Annotated in this window: 9 protein-coding genes and 2 pseudogenes; 9 read left to right on the forward strand and 2 right to left on the reverse strand. The window is 54.5% G+C overall.

The features are described 5' to 3' along the window. Positions 1 to 36 precede the first annotated feature (36 nt). The 4 genes and pseudogenes from tssI (at position 37) to XDD1_RS06910 (ending at position 7,667) form a co-directional block, all read left to right on the forward strand. Positions 37 to 2,141: pseudogene (gene tssI, locus XDD1_RS06895) on the forward strand (type VI secretion system tip protein TssI/VgrG). A 42-nt stretch (positions 2,142 to 2,183) separates the two neighbouring features. Beyond that, on the forward strand, positions 2,184 to 2,639 hold the full coding sequence (locus XDD1_RS06900; protein WP_045969852.1) for a DcrB-related protein: 456 nt from the start codon (positions 2,184 to 2,186) through the stop codon (positions 2,637 to 2,639). Positions 2,640 to 2,653: 14 nt separating this feature from the next. Next, positions 2,654 to 7,312 (forward strand): RHS repeat-associated core domain-containing protein, encoded by a 4,659-nt coding sequence (locus XDD1_RS06905; protein WP_084720964.1) that lies wholly within the window; start codon positions 2,654 to 2,656, stop codon positions 7,310 to 7,312. Between the two features lies 1 nt (position 7,313). Then, complete coding sequence (locus tag XDD1_RS06910; RefSeq protein WP_013183863.1) at positions 7,314 to 7,667, forward strand: hypothetical protein; 354 nt, start codon at positions 7,314 to 7,316, stop codon at positions 7,665 to 7,667. 79 nt (positions 7,668 to 7,746) lie between these two features. Here the strand turns inward: XDD1_RS06910 and XDD1_RS06915 are convergent, their stop codons facing one another. Both XDD1_RS06915 and XDD1_RS06920 read right to left on the reverse strand, forming a co-directional pair. Beyond that, positions 7,747 to 8,067 (reverse strand): SymE family type I addiction module toxin, encoded by a 321-nt coding sequence (locus XDD1_RS06915; RefSeq protein ID WP_045969853.1) that lies wholly within the window; start codon positions 8,065 to 8,067, stop codon positions 7,747 to 7,749. A gap of 73 nt (positions 8,068 to 8,140) precedes the next feature. Then, positions 8,141 to 8,539, reverse strand: a complete 399-nt coding sequence (locus tag XDD1_RS06920) for a helix-turn-helix domain-containing protein (protein ID WP_045969856.1) — start codon at positions 8,537 to 8,539, stop codon at positions 8,141 to 8,143. A gap of 98 nt (positions 8,540 to 8,637) precedes the next feature. Here XDD1_RS06920 and XDD1_RS06925 point away from each other — a divergent pair, with 98 nt between their 5' ends. The 5 genes and pseudogenes from XDD1_RS06925 (at position 8,638) to XDD1_RS06940 (ending at position 14,501) form a co-directional block, all read left to right on the forward strand. After that, positions 8,638 to 11,334 (forward strand): CHC2 zinc finger domain-containing protein, encoded by a 2,697-nt coding sequence (locus tag XDD1_RS06925; protein WP_045969858.1) that lies wholly within the window; start codon positions 8,638 to 8,640, stop codon positions 11,332 to 11,334. A 235-nt stretch (positions 11,335 to 11,569) separates the two neighbouring features. Next, a complete protein-coding gene (xerC, locus tag XDD1_RS06930) occupies positions 11,570 to 12,646 on the forward strand; it encodes a site-specific tyrosine recombinase XerC (protein ID WP_045969860.1) in 1,077 nt (358 codons plus the stop codon). Between the two features lie 513 nt (positions 12,647 to 13,159). Beyond that, positions 13,160 to 13,480 carry a hypothetical protein gene (locus XDD1_RS06935; RefSeq protein WP_045969862.1) on the forward strand — a complete coding sequence of 107 codons (321 nt, stop codon included), beginning with the start codon at positions 13,160 to 13,162 and terminating at the stop codon, positions 13,478 to 13,480. A gap of 54 nt (positions 13,481 to 13,534) precedes the next feature. Continuing rightward, a pseudogene (locus tag XDD1_RS20345) lies at positions 13,535 to 13,622 on the forward strand (RHS repeat-associated core domain-containing protein); the annotation flags it as partial. 375 nt (positions 13,623 to 13,997) lie between these two features. After that, on the forward strand, positions 13,998 to 14,501 hold the full coding sequence (locus XDD1_RS06940) for a contact-dependent growth inhibition system immunity protein (protein WP_045969864.1): 504 nt from the start codon (positions 13,998 to 14,000) through the stop codon (positions 14,499 to 14,501). Positions 14,502 to 14,539: the final 38 nt, after the last annotated feature.

Consider the following 14,539-nt stretch of genomic DNA (forward strand, 5'->3'; position numbering starts at 1 on the left):
ATTGAAGGCAACCAATGAAAATAAGGAAACCACACAATGTCAATAAAAAAACACATGACGAAGTTGCAGAAGGGGCAATCCCTGTTGAAACAGGGAGAGCAAATAGCGGGATTCGCAAAACAGGCGCCCGGCCTTGGGGGTAAGGGTAGCCTGATGAATCCCGGTGGTTTTGCCGGTTCACTTGGTGGCCGTCAGAGTCTGGCGCAGCAAGCGGCAGCCGGTCACAGCGGCGCGGCCAGAGTGCTGCAACAGGCCGGTGCCGGCTTGTCAGGCAGTGGGGCAGCACCGAGCGGCCTGCAATTTACCCTGACGGCAGGTGTCCTGCCGCCACAAACGTTCGTCGTCACCGATTTTACACTGAGCGAAGGCTTCTCCCGGCCCTTTCACCTCCGCGTGGGACTGGCGAGTGCCGACCCGGCGATTGACTTCCCCGCTGTTCTTGACCGCAATGCCACGCTCACCATTACGCAGGACGGCAAAGAGCAGCGCAGTATCAGTGGCTGCGTCGCCCGCTTTGAACAGGGCAACACCGGGCTGCACCAGACCACCTACCAGATGACCATCTGCCCGGATTTATGGCGCACCTCCCTGCGGCAGAACTCGCGTATTTTCCAGCAGCAGGATATCGTGACCATCCTCACCACCTTGCTCAAAGAGCATGGCATTCGTGACATAGTATTCAGCCTGCGCCAGCCACACCCGGCACGGGAATTCTGTGTGCAGTATCAGGAAAGTGACTTTGACTTCCTGCAACGGCTGACAGCGGAAGAAGGCATCTTCTACTTCTTCGAATGCGGCAATGGACGCAACACGCTGGTGTTCGCCGATGACGCCGGCTCGGTGCCGCCGGGCATCATGCTGCCGTACCAGCCGGATGATATCAGCACCACCGGCGAGCCGTCGGTAACCAGTTTCACCAGCAGCGCGCAGGTGCGCCCGGCCAAGGTTGAGCTGAAAGATTACACCTTCAAGAACCCGGCGTGGCCGGCGGAATTTAGTCAGCAGATGAAGGATGAACAGCTACAGGAGCAATATTACGAGCATTACGACTACCCCGGCCGGTTCAAGGACGAAGCCCACGGCAAAGCGTTCACCCGCTACCGGTTGGAAGCCCTGCGCAATGACGCGCTGACCGGACAGGGGCACGGTCACGCCATTGCCATCCAGCCGGGCAAACTGTTCATCCTGACTAACCACCCACGCCCCGACCTGAACCAGCCGTGGCAGGTGGTCAGCACGAGCCACACCGGCAGCCAGCCGGGCGCACTGGAAACAACGACTGGCGGGAGCGGCACCACACTGCACAGCGAGTTCAGCTTTATCCGCCACAACCAGCACTGGCGGCCAACGCCGCTGCCAAAACCGCGCATTGACGGCCCGCAAATTGCCACCGTCGTCGGACCGGCAGGGGAAGAAATCTTTTGTGACCAGTACGGCCGCGTCCCCTTCCAGTTTCCCGGGGGAACGGGACGGCCAAACTGAAAAATAAAAGTTCCTGCTGGAATACCGGTCAACCAACCCGGGGGGAAGGGCAGGGGTGGGGGGAGGCTGGCCATCCCCGCGCACTCGCCAAGGGAAGGGGGGGGGGAATTTCCTGGCCCGGCCAACCGGACCAGCCGATAGTGACCGGCAGAACCTACCACGCCAGCAATATCCCGCCGGGCGGGCTGCCGGGCAGCAAAACCCAGATGGCGTTCCGCTCCAAGACCCACAAGGGCGAAGGGTATAACGAACTGTTGTTTGAGGATGCCAAAGGGAGTGAACGACTTGCCCTGCATGCACAAAAGGACATGCATACCACGGTAAAAAATGACCAGATCCTGGTGGTGGAAGCCGGTAACCGAAACTTAATCATTCAGACAGGTGATGAACACAAGACCGTGGAACAGGGCAACCTGACAGAGAACATCTGCCAAAAACGCAGTACTGAAGCCAATGTGGTGCAGGTAAAAACAGCGGCGGGTAAAGCCGGCGCGGGGACACAGTTGTATGAAGCGGAAGATGATATCACGCTGAAAGTAGGCGGCGGCACCATCCAAATGACGAAGGCAAACATCAAAATTTCATTTGGCGGTTCCAGTATTGAGCTGAATGACAGCGGTATAACCGTGCTCGGTGGCGCGATTAATTTGAATAAATAAAGCATTTTTCTCATTGAAATCACAGGAAAAAGACAAGGAGTTATGATGAATAAACCTGACTTATCCCCTTTCCACTTCAATCAGGGTACCATCATGCTGCCGACCAGCTGGCAGGATGCGAGTATTCTGGTATTGAACAGCCCGGATGAAAAAAGTGGCACCAGTTTCACTATCTCCCGTGACAGTCTGCCATGGGGGTTAGCCTTCAACCAGTTTGCCGCGCGGGAAATGGCTGCGATTGGCAATCAGCTGAAAGATTATGAAGCGATAGCCCATGAGGCGGGGGAACTAAACGGGTTTGAAACCGAAACTTTTGAGTTTCGCTGGCGCGCACCGAATGGCGCTGTTCACCAGTTAATGATGATGCTGAATGCCCCCAAGGAAGTCTTGATTTTCACGGGCACTTGTCAGGGCGAAATGACGTCGGCACAGCGGGAACAGATGCAAGTGATGATGGCAACCTTCCGGCTGCGTGGTGAGCAGAAGGCTAACCCATAACAGGGAGGTGTGATATGAGCGTAACACAAAGTGTCATGACCGGGGCAGCAGCGGCGGGGCGCCCCTATATTCCACCGCAGGTTTACGTACCGTCATCAGCACGGGGCGGGCAACCCGCTCCCGCACCGCCACAAACCGACCCCTCCTTTTCGGATAAGGCACTGACCTTTTTGCAAAGTGAGGAATTTGAACAAGCAAGTCTGGCTGCCGCAGGCACCTATGCTGTTGCTGCGGGTGGCCCCGTCGGTGGGGCGGCGTTTGTAGCGGGCGTCGCGTCGGCGAAAGCCGGAGCGGAAATTGGCACCTGGGTGGGAGAGGCGATTGCCCCTACAGTGGCTCCAATGCTTGCCGGCATATTCGGGCAACAGAAGGTGTCCACTGAAGGAGAAAATCCGGCCCGGAAAGGCGATGCCATTGCTCACCAGAATAAGAATGCGGGGCTATGGGGCGCGTTGGGTGGAATTTTAATGGGGGCCGTCGCGGCGGTTGTGGTGGGTGCACTGGTGGTCGGAACGGGCGGTGTAGCACTGGCTGTTATCGCAGGAGCCGTAGCCGGAGGGCTGGCCGGGGGGTTTGCCGGGGGAGTGTGTGCCAGCGTCGGTGCCGCGCTTGGCAGCTATGGCAGCAATACCGGAACGGTTCTGGAAGGATCACCCAATGTGTTCTTTGAGGGGAAAGCTGTGGCGCGGAAGGGTGATCCGGTGGCGTGCAGTGACCACCCACCGGGGATGATTGCCGAGGGCGCGAAGACGGTGTTTGCCAACGGTAAGCCGATTGCCCGGCTGGGACACCGCACCACCTGTGACGCCAATATTAACAGTGCTGCCGGGTCTATTTCCATTACCAAGGAAACGGGGGAAGCGCTGCCCATTCTGCAGGAAAACAATAAGTGGTTGCAGTGGTTGGTGGTTGGTGCTGGCTTATTTCCGTTTTCTCGTAATAAGAAAGGAACGGCCACATCTAATAAACCGAAGGAATCAACGCAAAAAGACAGCAAAAAACCGAAACAAGATGATTGCTGTGGTGACCCGGTTGATATGGCCACAGGAGACTTCCTGCAACAGTGGCCGATGCTCTCTCTGCCCGGCACCCTGCCCTTGTCACTGACCCGAACCTACCGTTCAACAGCGAATTTTTCGGGATTGTTCGGCCTGAAGTGGGCGGATGACTGGTCACAGCACTTAAGGCGGGATGGTGAAGTGACCCACTTCACCGATGCCGATGGCGTCGTTTACACTTTCCACACGCCGGAGGAAAAGGTCTTTTCCGTAAACCTGCATGCCGGGCATTATCTGCTGTTTGGGACACTGACTGAAGGGTTGCACCTGTTTGACCGTCAGACTCAGTTAACCCTGAGTTTTGAACAGCACGCGGGTAAGCATCGACTGTTATCAGCCATCAGTGATCGTCATCACAACCGCATTGATTTCCATTACGAAGATCCGTTTGGTGAGAGAAAGCACCGGCTGTCGCAAATCACCCATTCCGACGGTTACCGTTTGTTGTTGAATTACGACCAGAACCGGCTGACAACCATTGAATATCTGACAGAAGCGCTTCGCCAGACACTGGTGACTTGCCATTATAATACACAACGCTACCTGTCAGAATGTCATTCATTTCAGTTCAGTCATCTGTGGCACGAATATGATCCCCATGGCTATATGACCCGCTGGCATGACACAGACACAACCGACGTGTCGATGGAATATGACAAACAGGGACGGGTAACCTCAGTCAATACCCCACAAGGCTACTGGCAAGATCGTTTTTTGTATGATGATGTCAACAAAGTGACCACCTATCTGGATGCAGAAGGCGGTTGTACCCGTTATTGGTACAACGAAGATGGGCAGATCACCCGCAAAATTGACCCGCTGGGACGGGAAACGGTACTTGAGTGGGACCTGAGCCATAAACTCTCAGAAACCGATCCGCTGGGCAGAAAAACCACCTTCGAATACACCCCCTATGGTGAATTAACCCAACTCACGCTGCCTTACGGTGATGTATTTGTCTATGACTATGATGAATATGGTCAGCTGTTGCAGGCCAAACTGCCGGACGGTAAAAAATGGATTTTTCACTACAGCGAACAAGGTGCCCTGGACGCCGTGACTGATCCGCAAGGACGGCGTGAGGAATACCGTTACAACCAACATGGCGAAGTCCTCAGACGAGTATTACCGGATGGTGCCCAGTGGCGTTATGGATATGAACAACACCGATTGCATCAGGTACTGGCACCGAACGGTTACACCACACATTACGAACAGGACGGACTGGGACGACTGCGTTGTATGACGGATGCGCTGGGCCAGCAAACCCGTTATCAACACTGCGCGTTTCATGCCAGCCCGGAAGGCAGTGTCACAGAGATTGAATTGCCGGATGGGGTGAAACAGCTCATTGACTATGACAATGAACGCCGGATCACGGCGGTCACGGACGGTGAGGGAAATACCACACGTTATACCTATGGGGCATTTGACCTGCTGACCCGGCTCACCCGCCCGGATGGTACAGTTCTGCATTTTGGTTATGACCGCTTAATTCGCCTAAACAGCGTGACAATGGCAACAGGTGAAACCTATCGCTATGAGCGGGATTTAGCCGGGCAAATTATCCGTGAAACCGATTTTACCGGACGGACAATTGAATATACCTATGACAGTGCAGGCCGCCGGACGCTGACACGCTATCCCAACGGTCAATTAATTCGTTTTAGTTATACCGCTAAAGACCAGATCCAGCGGCAGGAATACTGGCAGGCAGGAAAATGGTATTCTGAGTTGCAGGCTGTGACTGACTATGCCTACGATATCCAGGGCAGGATGACCCGTGCCACCTCAGCGGATGCAGTGGTGGAATTTGAGTATAATGAAGCGGGACATCTGATTAGTGAACGCCTGAACGGACGTGAAATTAGTCGTGAATGGGATAATCTCAATGACCTGCCGACTGCAGAAACGCTGGGTGGGAACACGTTGCATTTTGGTTATAACCAAATGGGTCGGTTAAACCATTTCCAGTTTAACCAACATAGTCCGTTGTCTTTACAGCATAATCCGCTGGGACAAGAAAGCGTGCGGGAAAGTGACCACGGTTTTATTCTCGCCAGCCGCTACACCGCGACAGGTTTGCTGGCGCATCAGTCGGCAGGCCGGGCGACAACCCTGTTCCGGGAAACCCTGCAACAAAACGATCCCTACTTCCCACCGCAGGCAACCGCGGTCAACCGTAGCTGGCAATATGACCGGGCCTACAATATCCGGGTGATTGATGATGGCCGCTGGGGACAGACCCGTTACCGTTACAATACTAACGGGCAGATAGCCCAGACATTGTATCAAGGTGCCCGCCCGTTTGAAGAGCAGTTCAGTTATGATGCTAATGGCAACTTAAGCCAACATATTCCGGTAGACGCACATGGCGCACTGACGCAAATCGACCAGCGCCAGCAGGCAGGGCGGGTGGTTCAGCACGGCAATACCCGCTATCGTTATGACACCAATGGGCGGCTGATTGAAAAAACTGAGCAACGTGACGGCTTCCGGCCGCAGGTTTGGCGCTACCGCTGGGATGTGTTGAATCAATTGACGCAGTGTGAAACACCGGACGGTTCGCGCTGGCATTATCGCTACGATGCTTTTGGTCGAAGAATACGCAAATTCAAAATTCACGATGGAAAACTCACAGCGGCGAACCTGAAAAGGTGGCTGGACGGCAAGCCGGACCTGACGCCACGCGCCACGGCCATTTACGGACACGACTACCTGTGGAGCGGTGACCAGCTGGTTGAGGAAACGCCGGTTTACGCCGATGGCTCGCTGGCGCTGGACAGCCGCGTGCGCTGGCTGTATGAGCCGGGGGCGCTCACGCCGTCCGCGCGCGTTGAAAAAGGTAAGCTGCATTATATTGTCAGCGACCATCAGGGCACCGTGCGAGAAATGTTGAATGAGCAGGGCGTGCTGATCTGGGCGCAGCGGCTGAAGACGTGGGGAAAAGCAGAGAAATCGCAGGTGATTGCGTCGAACGATCCGGATTATCATGTTAACTGTAACCTCCGGTTCTGCGGCCAATATGCGGATGAAGAGAGTGGGTTGTATTATAACCGTTTTCGTTACTATAATCCGGACACGGCACAGTACATCTCGGCAGACCCGATAGGGCTGATGGGCGGGGTGAATCCGTACGGGTATGTGCATAATCCGGCGAAGTGGATAGATCCTTACGGTCTGGCGGGTGGGGTTGGGAATAAAGGGGATGCTGGAGCATCCAAACCGCGTACCCTACCAGAGGTTGTTGAGCTAGATCCGAGGACTATCAGGTTTAGCCAGAATTCTGTTAATGGTGCTGCTGAAATAACCCAAAGCATGAAAGCTAAAGGTTGGGCGGGTGATCCAATTGATGTAGTTAGCATGAAAGATGGCGGACTGACAACAATAGATAACACTAGGGTTTTAGCTGCATCAAGGGCTGGTGTTAATGTTAAAGCCCGAATTCATGATGGTTCATCACCACTGCCAACAGAATTTGTCGAACGTTTTACAACGAAGAAAGGCACACCATCAACATGGGAAGAAGCTATTAATCTTCGCATAGGAAAACAAAGTGCAGGATATAGAAATAGATATCCTGATGGTTCAAATGTTATAGGATCTCTTGATTAATATGGAACAACTATTAACAAAATCAGAACTTCCAGAATGGTTTTCTTATCCACGTGAATTTAAAAGGATAATTGAACAAAATTTACTTGATTTTGATCCTTGGATCATTTTGGAGGGAGAACGGCTCAGAGTTCGCTATGATGGTTTGAAAAAGAGATATCCAAACAGAGATATTATTCCTTTCGCTCGGCGAGAAGATAATGATGATGTTGCTTGTTGGGATAAGGATAATCCCGATCAGGTTGTTATCATTCATGATTTTTCAAGTGAAGGATATGAAAATGTAAGTAAATTCGAATCATTTTGGGACTGGCTGAGAGCTGCCTTAGAAGCAACTATCGAATATGATGAGTAGAGATTAATATCCAACACAGCCGGAAAGATCCCCGTGATCTTCCGGCTTTGTTTTGTTAAGAGCGGCTCACTCCCTGCTTTTAGCCGCTTTTGTAATCTCCAATCAGTTCACGCATTCTCAGCTTAATGTCACTGATTTGCGCCCGCTGGCGCTGGTATTGCTGTTTGAGGCTGTTCGCCTCGTCGCTGTCGGGGATCAGCACTAAACAGCCCTCCATAATCTTCACTGTGACCGCGCTGCCAATCTCAAAGCCCGCTGCTTTAAGCCACTGCCCCTTAAGGTGTATCGCGGGCGGTGCTTTGGCCTTGTCGTTTTGCGGGACGTATCCCACGGTGTAATAACGTTCTGTTTTCGCTGCTTTATTTACCGCACGGTTTTGCTTAGAATGCGCCTTAGCCATCATTCAACTCCTACGTAGTTGGTTGTGGTGAGCGTTCTGGTTGTGCTCCAACACAATCAGAACGCGTTAACTCTTAGCGTGTGATATTAATTGCCTGTTTAATCTTCTCTTGCGTGATAGCCATATCCAGAAAATGACAAATGACGTCCTGATCTTCTGCGGCTAACGCGTCAACCTGCCGGCACAACTCTTTTAGCCGCTTGTTTTTAATATCAAAAACAGGTGCGGTTGTGCCTTCCTCGCCTAATAGCAAATGGTCAATACTGACTTCAAGTAACTGTGCCAATTTAATAATGTAGTCAAACTGTGGCTTAACCTGCCCTTGCTCCCAGCGCCCAACCATCCGGGGCTGAATATCCAGCAAATTAGCCAGTTCCAGTTGTGTAAGCTGTCTTTCCTTGCGTAATCCAGCAAGCCGTTTACCAAAATCAGTCATAAATGAACAAAGCCAGTTAATGTGTTTGTTCATCATGATAGGTGTCCTTTTTTAATCTAAGTCTTGAAAGTATTATATTGACCTGTATTATATAGGTCAATAGTGACCTTGACGTGATTTTAAAGGATTATGATATGGCTCGCATTCCCGACGCAGAATTACAGCACCTGAAAACCGCCGTCTCCTTGGTGGCTATCCTTAAGCAGCAGGGGCGGCAGCTTTTTAAACGCGGCAGGGACATGACCGTGCTGTGCCCGTTCCATGAAGAGAAAACGCCCTCCATGGTGATTACCCCATCGAAAAATCTCTATCACTGCTTTGGCTGCGACGCGGGCGGGTCGGTGCTGGACTGGGTGATGAAAACCGAAAACTTGAGCCTGCGTCATGCCGTGGAACGGTTGCGTGCCGTGCTGGGTGTTAATCCCTCGGTCGAGCCGCTGGTGCAGCCTGCGGAACTGGCCGGGGAGGCGGTCGGGCAACAGGCGCTGCTGGCACGGGTGGTTGAGTTTTATCACCATACCCTGCTGAATGCGCCGGAAGCGCAGGATTATCTGGCGAAGCGGCGGCTCAACCATCCTGAATTAGTGGCGCAGTTCAAGCTGGGTTTTGCCAACCGCACGCTGGCTTACCGCCTGCCCCCGAAAAAAGTGAAAGCGGGCGAGGAGATCCGCCGCCGCTTACGGACATCAGGCATCATGCGTGAGTCGGGGCATGAGCATTTTGTCGGCTCGCTGGTTGTGCCGGTGATCGGCCCTGAGGGGCAGGTGCAGGAGATGTACGGGCGTAAAATCGGTGATCGGCTGCGTGGCGGCACGGTCGCGCATCTCTATCTGCCGGGCAAACAGGCCGGGGTCTGGAATGCCGCAGCGCTGAGTGCGTCCAAGACCCTGATCCTGTGTGAATCACTGATGGATGCGATGTCGTTCTGGGTGTCCGGTCATCGTAATGTCACCGCCGCCTATGGCGTGAACGGGGTGACGGATGATCACTGGCAGGCGTTCGAACAGCACGGCATTAAGCAAATCCTGATCGCGTTCGACAATGACCATGCCGGCAATGACGCTGCAGTGAAACTGGCGGCTGCGCTGGCCGCCAAAGGGATCGCCCCGTTGCGCGTGGTGTTCCCGCCGGACAGGGATGCGAACAGTTATCTGTGCCAGCTGGCCGAGCCGGAAACCGCCTTCTCGCTGTTGATTGAGGGCGCGGTGCCGATGCAGGCCGTGGCAGGCATGGAGATCGTTGAGCGGCAGACAGCGGAACTCGTCACCGCGCCAGAACCAGCGGCTTCTTTAGCGGCTGCCTCCCTGCCCAACGTAACGCCGGGCGTGGTCTGTGAATCCGGTGATCACGGTGAACTGCTGGTCTCCATCGGCATATTACGCTGGTGCCTGCGGGGCTTAAGTGCAGCCAGGGCAGGGGCGGCAGCGATGAAACTCAATGCGCAGGTACTGGACACCCAAAGCGGGGTGCTGTTCGCCGACGGGGTTGACCTGATGAGCGCCCGCAGCCGCAACAGCTATGCCCGGCTGGCCGCGACCGAACTGGGGCTGGGAGAAGCGGAACTGCGCCGCTCACTGGGGCAGGTGTTACTGGCGGTGGAACAGTGGCAGCAGCAGGCGGCCGCGGGCACGGCACAGAAAGCCCCGGCGATGGGGACAGCGGAACGGGAAGCGGCACTGGCCTTGCTGCAAGCTGAAAATCTTATTGAACGTATCACGGCTGACTTAGCCGCCTGTGGCGTGGTCGGTGAATCAACCAACCTGTTAGCGGGCTATCTGGCGGCGGTGAGCCGCAAACTGCCCAAACCCTTAGCCGTCCTGATCCAGAGCAGCAGTGCGGCGGGAAAATCATCATTAATGGACGCCGTGCTCAACCTGATCCCCGAAGAAGAGCGTATCCAGTACAGCGCCATGACCGGCCAGAGCCTGTTCTACCTCGGTGAAACCAATCTCCAGCATAAAATCCTCGCCATTGCCGAAGAAGAAGGGGTGCGGCAGGCGGCCTATGCGCTCAAGCTGTTGCAGAGTGACGGTGAGCTGACCATGGCGAGCACGGGCAAGGACGAAACCACGGGCAATCTGGTGACCAAAAGCTACACGGTGAAAGGCCCGGTGATGCTGATGCTGACCACGACCGCCATTGATGTCGATGAAGAGCTGCTGAACCGCTGTCTGGTGCTGACCGTCAATGAATCCCGCGAACAGACCGAAGCTATCCATGCGGTGCAGCGCCATAAGCAGACGCTCGAAGGCCTGCTGGCTGAGAACGAACGGGACTACCTCACTGAACTGCACCAGAACGCCCAGCGGCTGCTGAAACCGCTGAATGTGGTCAATCCTTACGCCAGCCAGTTGACCTTTATGTCAGACAAAACCCGCACCCGGCGTGACCATATGAAATACCTGACCTTAATCCAGAGCATCGCACTGCTTCACCAGTACCAGCGGGAAGTCAAGGTGGCTGAACATCGCGGCAGGGTGCTGGAATACATCGAAGTCAGCAAGGACGATATCCGGCTGGCGAACCAGCTCGCACATGACATCTTAGGCCGGACGCTCGACGAGATGCCGCCGCAGACGCGCAAGTTACTGTTGCTGATACAGGACTGGATACGGGACAGCGGCCAGCCCCGCCACGAAATGATGTTTACCCGCAAGCAGTTACGGGATACGGTGCAGTGGGGCGATACCCAGCTCAAGGTGCACCTGTCCCGGCTGGTCGAAATGGAATACCTGTTACTGCACCGCCGCGGCCTGACGTTCGCCTATGAACTGCTGTTTGACGGTGACGGCAGCGAGGCGGCGCACCTGTGCGGCCTGATAGCCCCCTGACCGGGACAGTATGATCTTCTCCGGTCGGGGTAAAGGGATGAGCAGTCGCCCACAGGTCGGCATCCCGTCGGCAGGCAGTCGGGTCAGCTGAATCCCGGCAACGTCAGGTATAGCAAGGCTTCCGGTCAACGCGGTCGGCCTCAGGCAAAAATCACTGTTCCGGCCACTTCCCTAACTCCCCCCCGGCCGTACTGTCCCCTCTCTCACTCACACAATAAAAAAGAAGGAAACTCCGATGACAAGCTCACATCCCCCTCTGCTCGCCACCTTACGCCAGCAACTGGAGGCGTATCTGGATACGCAGGCCGCACAGGGAAAAGCCCCGCGCACGCTGGAAAGCTACCGGGAACGGCTGCTCCCGTTCGTGGACTGGTGCGAACAGCGCACCGTCCGTTATCCTGCGCAGGTGACGCTGGGGTTGCTGGAAAGCTGGCAGCGCTACCTGCGGGCTTACCGCAAGGCCGACGGCCAGCCTTACGGTCATAACGGGCAGCGTGAACGCCTGAGCACGCTGCGGTTGTGGTTCCGCTGGCTGCTGCAACGGCACCACATCCTCTATAACCCCGCCGAGCAGTTGGTGTTGCCGAAAGAAGAGAAGCGGTTACCCGCCCAGATACTGAGTGAAGGTGAAACAGCACGGGTGCTGGACAGCCTGGATGACCAGAGTATCTTGGGGCTGCGCAACCGGGTGATGCTGGAAGTGCTCTGGAGCAGCGGCATCCGGCGCATGGAGCTGCGCCAGCTCAGACAAAGTGATATTGACGTCGAACGGGGCGCCGTGATTGTCCGGCAGGGCAAGGGCAACAAAGACCGGGTGGTGCCTGTCGGGGAACGGGCGCTGCACTGGCTGGAACGCTATCTGGCGCAGGTGCGTCCCGAACTGGCCGGGCAGCATGACAGCGGGTATCTGTTTATCTCACAAAAAGGCCGGCCGCTCAGTCCGGGCCACCTGACGCACATCGCCGCGAAAGCCATCCGGCAGCAGGCCAGACTTGACAAGCCGGGCGCCTGTCACCTGTTCCGGCACTCAATGGCCACGCAGATGCTGGACAACGGGGCGGATATCCGGCATATCCAGGCGATGCTGGGGCATGAGAAGCTGGATACCACGCAACTCTATACCCGGGTGGCCATCGGCCAGCTCAAGAAAGTGCATCAACAGACCCATCCGGCCGAACGTGACAATCCGGCCTTACCGAAAACAGACAGCCATACCGAACCCCCGGAGAGCCGTTCAGGGCACAGCATGGCTGACAGCACAGCACTGGACAACCACGCCCAACGTGGCGGACAGCCCGATAATCCCCGTTGAGTTGGGCAGGGTGCGGTGCAGGGGCAGACCGTGGCCGGACTGCCCGTCGGCCTCGGCGTCGGCGGGGGTAAATAGGCAATGAGCGGCGGCGGCCACGGTGTCCCCGTTCACGCTGGCGTAGCCGCCCAAAGCCTATTCAACATAATGCGAGGGAATTAGGCGAAACTCGCCGTTCATGTGCGTGCCAGTCAGGCACACCGCAAAGCGGCTCGCATCGCCTAATTAACATTATGTCTGCGCCCCCGCTGTTCGGCATCGCAGGGTGTGGCGCACAAGGCGGCGCCTTCTGCTCTGACCTTCTGAGCCAGTCCTCAGCAATCCGTGTTCTTCTTTAGCTGCTTTGCTGCGTCCAGCCAACAACCCTGAAGGCAGGTCGGCCTGCGGCCTCCGGTTTTACCTCCCCCGCCCCAACCCCGCTGCACTGGCGGCGCGCGGCTCGCACTGCGCTGCGCTCCGTTGCTCGTTGCCGTGCTCGCCATCTCCGCCCCGTGCAGCCCCCGCAGGGGGCTTCCCTTGAACAAAACCCGCTGTCATGCAAACACAGTGTTGTACCTGAACGTTCCGTGCCCCAGAGCGTCGCAGGGGCGCCGCTGGCAGGCTCTGTGCCGCCCGCACCCGCAGAACGGCCGCCCGCCGCCCAAACAAGTTGGGCGACGTTCGCCCGTTGCCGAAAGGGAAACCGGTCACAAAATCCGGCGGTTCAGCCCATCATGGCCGAAAATCGCGGCTATACTGCCTTCCGGCGCAGGGCAAAAAAATCCTGAAAGTGCGTATCAGCGTTTTGAGTTCGCGGGCGTGGGCGAAACGGGTAAGGTGGGTACTTTAACGTGCTGATAGTAAACGGAAAAATCGCTTCAAAAAGTATGACCGTGTCGGGGTAGTCCCGAAGACCCGATAGGGCTGGCGGGGGGCATTAACTTATATCGGTATGCACCGAATCCCCTCTCATGGATCGATCCTCTTGGGTTAAAATGTACACCTCAACAGTTAGCCCAAAATAGAGCTAACGGAAAAACGTGGGAAGCTACTGTTACTCAGGCTGCTCAGAATAAATATGGTGCAAATAATGTATTTGAGCAGGTCTATATTCGTCCTTTAGATGCTAATGGTAATCCAGTTAACTACAGAGTTATTGTTGATAATGCAATAACATCACCTAATTCACCGATTAAGTTAGTAGATGCAAAAGCATCAACAACGGCTCCATTCACTAAAAACCAAACGAAAGGATATCCTTTACTGTCCCAAAATGGAGGCATTATTGAGAGCGGTCCTTTATCTGGAACGACTATAGGGCCAACGAGTGTGAACAGAATAGATCCAACAACCATTGGAAACTTGTAGGGCTAATATGCAAAAACACGATGCCATTATTTACGAGTATGGGGATAAATATTTTATCATTCAGCGTTCGAAACAAGATGAGCGACAGAGTGAATGTCCCAGTGAAAATGTAGCATTAACAAATTCGTTGCCTATAGACATAAACTATTCCTTGCTGGGTGAGAGTGTGTTAAGAGCTATTGATAATTATGGGGCTATTAAACCTTCTTATTCTCCGTGGGAGTTGAAGGAACTGAGGAAACAACTTTGTGGCTGGATTGGTGCAAAGTCTTATTCAGAACTGTTAAGGACTAGTAGGTTGGTTATTGCTCAGAGGAATTTTGATAGAAACCGAATTGAAATTATTCCTTTCGACAATTTCAATATCAATAAATGGGAAACAATGTTAGTAGACGACATGATATGTCTTCCTGCTGATTCAGATTTTGAAAGTGTTGGGATAGCGATTTATAAAGCATTTTCTATAGCAACAAATCATCCAGATAAAAAAATATATACCAATCGCCATTGAAGATGCTTGATTTCTTATCCAAACCCGATCATGCTTGC

The sequence above is a fragment of the Xenorhabdus doucetiae genome (assembly GCF_000968195.1).
GTDB classification, from domain to species: domain Bacteria; phylum Pseudomonadota; class Gammaproteobacteria; order Enterobacterales; family Enterobacteriaceae; genus Xenorhabdus; species Xenorhabdus doucetiae.